The sequence below is a fragment of the Leyella stercorea DSM 18206 genome, from assembly GCF_000235885.1.
GTDB classification, from domain to species: domain Bacteria; phylum Bacteroidota; class Bacteroidia; order Bacteroidales; family Bacteroidaceae; genus Prevotella; species Prevotella stercorea.
This window is the reverse complement of sequence record NZ_JH379363.1, coordinates 4,371-13,103: the sequence shown is the minus strand read 5'-3', so window position 1 is coordinate 13,103 and position 8,733 is coordinate 4,371. Positions and strand designations below refer to the sequence as shown.

Below are 8,733 nucleotides of genomic sequence, written 5' to 3'. Positions count from 1 at the left end.
CAGGCGGTTTTTTAATTCCGCCAACAGGTTATTAACAATCATCGCAGCACTCTATGTTTTATCCGTGTAACAGTTCCCAATCCTGCCTTTTGTGTTCCGTCCCAATTTGTAAGTTGGTCGGCACAACCATTAGAGCCACCAAGTGAAACGTATGTGTCTGCACTGCATGACATGTGGTCAACAAAAGTAAGGAAGTTGTCAATGGCGTTGTTTGTGAATTGAACTTCATTCGTGGCGAAGAGTTTTGTCCAATTAGTGACACATTCCTGCTTGAAGTCTGTAAAACCATGCCAAGACATATCAGATAAGAACCTTTTTGCTGCCGATTCTATACTGGCTTTAGAGTCCAATTCAATATTATGCTTTACAGCAGATGCCATAATGCCATAGTATATGGAAGTCGATTCTTTCTCGTTGAAGTTGACTCTGTCTGTTTTTGCAAAGGATGATAAAGCTTCATGCCCCTCATGGATGAACTTGTCAAGCACTCCTATGTATCTATTTTGCCGAGCCATGCTTTCACGTTTGGCTTCGGCTTCTTGCCGAGCCTTTTCTTTTGTTTCTTTCTCCTTACGTGCTTCCACTCGTCTCCATGCGTCTGTCATTTCAGGCTCTTGCCAAATGGTATTCCAACGAGCCTTCAAATCATTGTACATTTCCATAAGTGTAGTATTATAACTTTTGGCACTGGCGAGTTCTTCCTTCGCACAGACAAGTTGAGTAGTCACTCGCTCCACAGCCTTCTCGTCAAGTTGAGAGATGTGTTGTTTGACTTTGTTGTTTTCTGCCTTTAGCGCATCATTCTCGGCACGAAGCGACTTGTTCTCCTCTATCTGCTTATTGAGATTCTGCATATAGTAAGTGTACGTCTTGTTGACAGACTTGCGTACATCTTCATTCTGCTTGTCACGTTCTGTATTGATGGCTGCTACAAGAGCTTTGATAGCTGCGTTGATGTTGCTTACACGCTCCTCACGCCACGCCTTTTGTCCTATAAGTGCAGGAATCGGGATGGCAAGTTCTTTCTTTACGGCATTCATCGCTTCTTGAACTGGAGCCTTGATGTTGAGAAAAGGAATGGTCAACTCCTTCTTGTCTATCAGGGCAAGTACAGCATACTTCTCCACTTTGTCAAGAGCTACTTTCGCCTGACGTTCCGCTTCAAGTACTACCTTGTTCTTATGCTTGCGTCCTCGTTTCTCTTCCTCTGAAAGTTCATCATAGGAGAAACCTCTTGCCAAGCCATACTTACGCCCTACCTTGTTGTAATAGTCAGTATGCAGTTGGGAAAGGTATTGGGATTTGTACTTTGCTCGCTCTCCCCACACTTTGGCATAAGAGACTCTTTCAACAACACCCTTTGCCGCTTCCGATTTTGTGTAGCTGTCACGTTCTTCTTTTGGAAGTGCTCTCCATTCTTTGGTTGTAAGAACATTTTCTGGATTATCCTTGTGAATGTACTTGCTTCCGATGCGCCCACGTTTCCTTACTTGTTCAACAGGCACGGTCTGCACATGGGCATGGATGCTTGTCTCGTCACAATGCACGTCAAAGCCGATGACATTCTCTTCTCCCCATTTCTCACATGCAAAGCGGTAGGTGTCCAATGCCCAGTCATAGATGCCTTTTTGTAACGTCACATTGCTGTGGTCAGCATTTGGATCTGACGTGTTGAGTTTCTTTTCACCAAAGGCAAGCCTGTTAAGCACATCATGGTCACCACTGAAGATGATGCCGACAGTGCAGTTCGGACTGTTCCTTGAAACTTGGTCGGGACGCTTGGCATCCATATACGGCTTGAAGCCAAGTTCATCAAGTCTGTGCTGCAAGCGTTCATGCAACGGCACATACAGGGAACCAAGAGGCACTATCTTTCCACCCTTGACTATCTCAAAGTTGAGTCTCTTGCGTGAGTAGTTATAATGGTTGTTCTTGTCTATGTCCGCATTTTTGAGTTGGTAACGCTTCTCGTCCCAACCTCTGCGCTCCGCCTCATTGCCCACTTGGGACGAGAACGATTTCTTGTCTGTGCCTACATGGATGGCGGCACGTGGTATGTTTCTTTCCATAAGAATTTCATTTGAGCTTGTAACGTAGTTATTGTATAATTGGAGACAGATCTCGGGCGGAGCCTGAGCATAATAGAAGGACTTTTTAAGTGAACAGCGTCAGCAGGTGAATCTAAAAGTCCCTATTATGTTTAGGACTTTTGTGAAAGTCCGTCACGCTGGGCGTGCTCGCAGATCCTTACCCACTCTGCTAGGACTCTTCCACCAACACCAACCCAAGACTGTCTATCAGATGTTGGAGTGGCGGATGTTGCTTTATCAGCCTTTGTAGCGCCATCTGCGGTGTTTCCGTCATCAATAGGAAGTCGGCAATGTCAAGACCTTTGGTCTTTTGTTCATCGGTGGCATTGTCTTCCAAGATGTTGCTTATGACAACCCTTTTGCAAACAGATTGCAGCAATGGAATTTTTGATTTCCATTTGTCCGTTGCTCCAAGGTCAGGGAATAGAATGATGTCCCGACCTCCCAATACCTTGACAGCGATTTGGTTGAGACAGCCATGCATACCTCCAGTTGCCAGCCAGATGAAATTGGGGATGAAATGGGATGCGATTATGGCAGTTTTTTCACTCTCGACAATAGCGACCGACATTGTGGGATGCTGTGCCAGCAAATGCTCACCAAAGAAACATTGGCACAAGTTGAAATCTGGAAGATGAAGAAAAGCATGCGCGCATCCAACATAAGAACGTGGCTCTTTCACACGATGTCCGTCTTTGTGATTATATAGCATGACCTTGCCAGTCCTCACCTTATCATCCTTGTCAACTTGCCAATAAATGGTTGAGCCTCCCCACTTATAGGATGTTCCGACATGATACATCTTCATCAGCCTTTCTGTCTCTTGTTCACCAAAGACCTTGGAAAGGTACTGGTATAACGGATTGATTCCGTAATGGGACAAGGAACGCTCCATAATAGCGTTGGCGATATAGGAAATAGGCTTTTCTACGACTTTCGGTTGGATATTCCTTCTTGTCGGATATGGCAATTTGTCTTTAGATAGAAAGTCTGGATGCTCACGGAAATAGTCTTTAGGAGTATAGTGATACCCACAACTATGCTCATGGTCGCATTTGCCTACATTGTCAGGGAAGAACACTTCCCCCTCATCATCTATGTATCTTGTGAAACAACGCTTGCGCTCACAATTCGGGCATGTGTAACGATTGCCCGATCTGTATTTCTCCAAGTGAAATCTATACTCGTTCATCATCGTAACTGAAATGAATTATTGGTGAATTTCAGCTTTCAGTTCTTTCATGTTTTCAGTTACGCACTTGTCAACTGAAAAACTGAAACAAATGAATACTGAAAACAGGTTGGTTTATGTTTCAGTTGTCTGTCCTGTTTCGAACTTTACTTTTTCGTAAAATCCTTTCTTTGCCTTTGTGATTAGTCCAGATTTCATAAGCTCCTTTATATAGTTCATCACAGTACGGTCTGTAACACGCAGATTCTCCATTCCTGTTTTAATGGCAGTTTTTGTGTCAAAACTGTCTTCTAACAGATACAGCAACTCCTTGGACATAGAATCACAGGTGTCTTCAGCAACAAAGGCTCGGCAGCGTTGATAACAATTCTCACAATATTCATTGAGCAGTAATGCTCCTTTTATGGAATCCACATCAATACTTTGCAGATGGCTTTCGCCACAGGCATATCTTAGAGCTTGGAGCAATAAGGCAATGCGTGCGACGTGGGTATTGTGCTTCATCACCCTCGTTTCAACATCTTCATCGTCCTCTATGGCATTGATGGCATCCACATTTCTGTTCCACCAACCAAAGAAAAGGGAATGTGCGTCCTTGTCCATATAAAGGATATTTGGACAACATTCATTTGTGTCATTACACCTTGCATAGTCAAGTCCAAAGATTTTCCCGATGATGTCAGCCCATTTTCTTGAAGCCTCGCTCTGGCGCACATGGCTGTCTTCCTCATCCAGCCAGTGTGGAACTTTCTTGGATTTGGGATATACAACCAGAATACGGTCAAGAAAACCTGTATCCATGAATTTGGAAGCCATCAGTTCCTTCATTCGTTTGGTCTGTGTTGTACCGATGATGTTGACACATGGCTCTTCTACACGTTGTGGGCGGTCATTCTTGACACGGGTGTTCTCCAAGTGGCATCCGCTCCAAATGGAAAGTAGGCGTTCAAGCATGGGATTTTTCCCATACCTGTCTGTATTGGCAAGCAGTCCGAGAATTTCATCATAGTTGATGGCTATGCCACGCAAGTTGTTGTAATGCTCCAATACCAGAGCCTCCAATGTAAAGTCATCCAATGTGACCCTTTTCAGAATAGGCTTCTTCATTTCCTTTCTTCCGCTTTCCTTTGTTGCACATGCTGCCTCATATAGGTCAAGTTCATAGCAAAACTTGTCAAACAGCTTTCGTTCATACTCCCGAATTGGCTTGTATGCAAGCTGTAATGGTGGAGTTTTGCCCATGCCAGGTCTGCCAACCAATATGATATAAAGGGCGGCATTCGTGTCCCAATCCTGCTTAACGTGAATACGATAGGTATTGCCAAGAGCCGCTGATGCTGCCGACAGCATGGACATGGCGACATAATCCACCTTGAAATTGCCGTGCACCACCATGTCTATGATGATGGACTGCATTTTTTGTGGAAATACCTCAAGAGGGAAGCCTGAGTCCGCTAAAGACTCGGCTTCCATGTTGATTTTGTTACAGAGTTCAAGCGCATCCATACTATTACCAGTTTAAGGGTTTCGGCTTGCGCTTGTTTCCTGCAAGAATGGCTGCGTTCTCTTCCTCTGCAGTAAGAGGTACAGGATTCTTGCGGTTAGTCTCCAGCCACTTGTCAAGTTCATCCTGATAAAGGCAGTAACGCTTGCCAGGCTTGGTGGCAGGAATGCTGCCATTTCCAAGTTTCATGTAGAGGGTAGCCATCGGCATTTTCAGGTATGCCGATGCTTCCTCCACACTCATAGGTATGTGCGTATTAGCCTTGTGTGGCTTGTTCTGTGATTGCAGACTGATGATCATCTGCTTCATGCCCACCACTTCGTCCCGAAGCTGGGCAACGACCATTGGAAGGTCGTTGAAAGTTAATTCCTTTGTCATATACAAGTTGTTCTAAAAAACTGGGACAAAGGAACAGAATGATGCTTCCGTTACTGAGGTTCGTGACAGTCATTTGTCATTCACGAAGGAATAACTCTAACAATGGGGATTATTGGATAGTTACCTATCCGAAACTATCTATCAATGATATTGTTAAAATAAAGGTGAACCCGTATAAGAGAACGTGTTTTGTGTCATTGTTTAGAAACAAAACATTACCTTTGCATATCAATATAACGATACAAACATTCACTATATGAATAAAATAGTACAACCACAATGGCTTGAATGGGCAAAAGAACTACAATTCATTGCCCAAGGGGGATTGACATACTCCAAAGATGTATTTGATATAGAACGCTTTGAACGCATTAGAGAAATTGCAGCAGAAATGCTCAGCCTGCAAAGTGGAATACCCATAGAAAAAGTAAAGAATCTGTTTTGCAATGAAACTGGATTTCAAACTCCTAAATTAGATACACGAGCTGCGATATTCAAAGATGATAAAATATTGCTTGTGAAAGAGAAAAATGGAACTTGGTCTTTGCCCGGTGGTTGGGTCGATATAAATCAGAGTATCAAAACTAATACAGAAAAAGAAGTAAAAGAAGAGGCAGGGTTAAATGTAAAAGCTATCCGGGTAATAGCCATACAGGATAGAAATTTACATAATATTCCCCCATATGCCTACAATGTCTGTAAAGTTTTTGTTCTTTGTGAGATTGAAAGCGGATCTTTCCGACCCAATATTGAAACGGATGAGAGTGCCTATTTCGGATTGGAAGAATTACCTATTCTTGCAAAAGAGAAAAATAACGAAGAACAAATTAAAATGTGCTTTTCTGCTTACTCTGATAAAAACTGGCAAGTATTATTTGACTAATAAATAAAACATATGAAATATAAACATATCGTATTCGACATAGACGGTACATTGATAGATACGGAATATGCAGTCATCAACTCTTTAATAAAAACAATTACAGAAATAACGGGACGTGCACCTCAATATGAAAGTCTGAAATTTGCTTTAGGTATTACCGGAAGAAATGCGTTGGAATTACTCAAAATACCCGACATAGAAGATGCTTTGAAACGATGGGATAGGAATATGAAATTGCTCCAGCACACTATTCAACCTTTTCAAGGTATCAAAGAATGCTTGCAATCCCTTTTATCAAAAGGCTATCTTTTAGGCATTGTAACCTCCAAAACATATCAAGAATATCATTCTGATTTTGAACCATTAGGGTTAGCGGACTTTTTTTCCACAATTGTATGTGCAGATGATACTGATGAACATAAGCCCAAAGCAGCACCCTTAGTAGCATATTTGGCTAAAGCCCATATAAACCTCGAAAATGCTCTCTATATTGGTGATAGTATTTATGATATTCAATGTGCTGACAATGCCGGTGTTGATTCCGGATTGGTTTTATGGAGCAACAATGTATCTAATCCTATACGTGCAGACTATTATTTTAAGACACCCCATGATATAAGTAAAATTCTATAAAAGACGAACTGACTAATTATGAAATCTGCCGCATCAAGACCATTTGGTCAAGATACGGCTTTTTTAGTTGTAATATCCAATTATAAGGAAATAGGGAAGAAAAGCGATTTTGCCAAAGGCTACATTATCATCCATGGAAATCATATCCACCATTGGCAGGCTCGTCAATAGGAATGACATCATTGGAGCATGGTGCTTTCAGGTTCTTCAATGTGCTGTAGTCCAAGCCTTCAAACGGTTTTGGGAACAAAGCCTTGATAAAGGATATTCGCATTGCCATTGTGTAATCACGCTTACCCAAACGTTCTGCGATATTCCACACGAAGTGTCTTAAAGGAATATTCTCAACCGTCTCCTTGAAACGGTTTATTTTTGTCGGGGTATAGTTGGTGTCATTGCTCCATTCTTTGACAGCTTCAATTACCTTGTACAAATCTTCCTCATACAGAAACCTTGACATGGTACGATGCACATAGTCAAGTACGGCTCTTGTTCGCTTGTCCTTTTCCTCCTGTGCTTCTTTTTCTTGTGCCTCTACACGCTTGGCATAGTCTTCATGACTGTATTGTGCTGACTCTGTTTGTGGTAATGTTTGCTTTGGCTGTTCTTGTTCTGTTGCTGGCTCTGCTTCTACAACGTTTTTCTTTGTCTTGCTGTTGCTACCAATGGTCATAAGTTCATAGGGATAATTCACCATAGAAATGAATATCGCCCAAAGCAGGATATTGCTCCCTACAAAGATGATTGACTCGACAAACAGACTTTGGTGAAAGTCATTGCCTACATACATAGCCACGACAAGAGAGATGGCGAGAATTGCCGTACCAACAAAAGCGTAGATGGTACAATCTGAAGTTGTCTTGTTTTCTATCATTATTGTATTCGTTTTATTGTTATTCGTTCAAAAACTTCCACAAAGTTAGATGCAGAAGCATGTAAAAACCGCATTTACGTTCTCTGGCACTCTTTCTTTTACGCTTTATTAGCGTTCTAATATGATTTCATACTCTGAATCATACTTGAAACAGCTCGTTAGCGTCAGTTGTTGCTGATTACTGGCTACAAAGGTAAGGGCAAAGAAAAGGGAAATTTGCAGTTCCTCTTTAATATCAACAGAAATTGGAATGTATTTGTCGAATTGGTTCTATCCACGACAGCAAATAGAACCAACAAAATGAGAAAAGGACTATTGGAACTCAATTATTCCAACAGTCCTTTTCTGAGTGTTATTGTCAAAAGATTACTTCTTCAAGGTGATGCAGTCAACCGAAGCACGCTTCTGAGCATCGGAAATCTTGGCATACCAATCGTATAGACTCATGTCATCATTCTCTTTGTCTTTATCTAATGTTGTTTGTACGGCTTTTAACATCATGCATTCGTGTAGGTCAACATCGACAACTCCTATTCCAAGAATTTCAAAACCCCTCTTGACAGCACCTGCACACCCAGACCAAAATGAGCCCATGTACGGAGAACACTTGCCAGACTTCTTGATGAAGCTTGGGTCAATGGCTATAGCATTGCGTCTCGTCCCTTTTTTGAAAGCATAAGCGCTTAGCCGCATGTTCATCTCAAGCCAGTCAACGCTACGTTCAGTGGTCTGCCTATAACATTGTTCACCACGTTTACCATAGCGTCCCATTTGGGTGAAATTTACTTTTCCGGGTATTACCATCAAAAGAAATAGCATCTCCATGATGTTTGATTGGATACTTTTGTTTAACTTCGCCCCACCACAGAATAAAATGCTGCTTTGCATAGCTCCATATATCGACTTATCAAGCTGGTTATCAGCATAACTTTATGTTTATTTTTCACTTACAAAGTTGCTAAAATCAGTGAAATAGCTAATTTTTAGATGTTGTATTTTTTATACAAATAGCTTATTTTCAATTAGTTGCGTTCTATCTTATTCGCAATATTTTCTATGGTTTGCTTCTAACCTTGTGCTCCTACGAAAAAATTAACGGACTATTGTTTATTGTTATTCTTTCAAAAACTTCCACAAAGTTAGATGTAGAAGCATGTAAAAACCGCATTTACGTTCTCT

8 protein-coding genes are annotated in these 8,733 nt (G+C 41.6%); 2 read left to right on the top strand and 6 right to left on the bottom strand.

The annotated features are described in order from the left end of the window. Positions 1-38: 38 nt before the first annotated feature. From mobV to HMPREF0673_RS01365, 4 genes are all read right to left on the bottom strand, one after another. Positions 39-2,069, bottom strand: coding sequence for a MobV family relaxase (gene mobV / locus HMPREF0673_RS01380; protein WP_007897103.1), 2,031 nt, complete (start codon positions 2,067-2,069; stop codon positions 39-41). A gap of 190 nt (positions 2,070-2,259) precedes the next feature. Next, positions 2,260-3,282, bottom strand: coding sequence for a DUF6371 domain-containing protein (locus HMPREF0673_RS01375; protein ID WP_040596201.1), 1,023 nt, complete (start codon positions 3,280-3,282; stop codon positions 2,260-2,262). Positions 3,283-3,396: 114 nt separating this feature from the next. After that, a complete protein-coding gene (locus HMPREF0673_RS01370; RefSeq protein WP_007897101.1) occupies positions 3,397-4,788 on the bottom strand; it encodes a DUF3987 domain-containing protein in 1,392 nt (463 codons plus the stop codon). Positions 4,789-4,792: 4 nt separating this feature from the next. Beyond that, positions 4,793-5,164, bottom strand: a complete 372-nt coding sequence (locus HMPREF0673_RS01365; protein ID WP_007897100.1) for a helix-turn-helix domain-containing protein — start codon at positions 5,162-5,164, stop codon at positions 4,793-4,795. 256 nt (positions 5,165-5,420) lie between these two features. On the opposite strand from HMPREF0673_RS01365, the gene HMPREF0673_RS01360 reads away from it, so the two are divergent. Both HMPREF0673_RS01360 and HMPREF0673_RS01355 read left to right on the top strand, forming a co-directional pair. Further along, the gene (locus HMPREF0673_RS01360) at positions 5,421-6,047 is read left to right on the top strand and encodes an NUDIX hydrolase N-terminal domain-containing protein (RefSeq protein WP_007897099.1); all 627 of its coding nucleotides are present in this window, start codon (positions 5,421-5,423) and stop codon (positions 6,045-6,047) included. A gap of 12 nt (positions 6,048-6,059) precedes the next feature. Continuing rightward, a complete protein-coding gene (locus tag HMPREF0673_RS01355) occupies positions 6,060-6,680 on the top strand; it encodes an HAD family hydrolase (RefSeq protein ID WP_007897098.1) in 621 nt (206 codons plus the stop codon). A gap of 127 nt (positions 6,681-6,807) precedes the next feature. Here HMPREF0673_RS01355 and HMPREF0673_RS01350 read toward each other — a convergent pair whose 3' ends face one another. Together HMPREF0673_RS01350 and HMPREF0673_RS01345 are read right to left on the bottom strand one after the other, a co-directional pair. Beyond that, complete coding sequence (locus tag HMPREF0673_RS01350) at positions 6,808-7,554, bottom strand: hypothetical protein (protein WP_007897097.1); 747 nt, start codon at positions 7,552-7,554, stop codon at positions 6,808-6,810. A 366-nt stretch (positions 7,555-7,920) separates the two neighbouring features. Further along, positions 7,921-8,442 (bottom strand): hypothetical protein, encoded by a 522-nt coding sequence (locus HMPREF0673_RS01345; RefSeq protein ID WP_007897096.1) that lies wholly within the window; start codon positions 8,440-8,442, stop codon positions 7,921-7,923. Positions 8,443-8,733 lie beyond the last annotated feature (291 nt).

What these genes read in the sequence shown, in the direction of transcription:
- mobV (WP_007897103.1), bottom strand. Translation starts at nt 2,069, where the DNA reads ATGGAAAGAAACATACCACGTGCCGCCATCCATGTAGGCACAGACAAG.
- HMPREF0673_RS01375 (WP_040596201.1), bottom strand. Translation starts at nt 3,282, where the DNA reads ATGAACGAGTATAGATTTCACTTGGAGAAATACAGATCGGGCAATCGT.
- HMPREF0673_RS01370 (WP_007897101.1), bottom strand. Translation starts at nt 4,788, where the DNA reads ATGGATGCGCTTGAACTCTGTAACAAAATCAACATGGAAGCCGAGTCT.
- HMPREF0673_RS01365 (WP_007897100.1), bottom strand. Translation starts at nt 5,164, where the DNA reads ATGACAAAGGAATTAACTTTCAACGACCTTCCAATGGTCGTTGCCCAG.
- HMPREF0673_RS01360 (WP_007897099.1), top strand. Translation starts at nt 5,421, where the DNA reads ATGAATAAAATAGTACAACCACAATGGCTTGAATGGGCAAAAGAACTA.
- HMPREF0673_RS01355 (WP_007897098.1), top strand. Translation starts at nt 6,060, where the DNA reads ATGAAATATAAACATATCGTATTCGACATAGACGGTACATTGATAGAT.
- HMPREF0673_RS01350 (WP_007897097.1), bottom strand. Translation starts at nt 7,554, where the DNA reads ATGATAGAAAACAAGACAACTTCAGATTGTACCATCTACGCTTTTGTT.
- HMPREF0673_RS01345 (WP_007897096.1), bottom strand. Translation starts at nt 8,442, where the DNA reads ATGCAAAGCAGCATTTTATTCTGTGGTGGGGCGAAGTTAAACAAAAGT.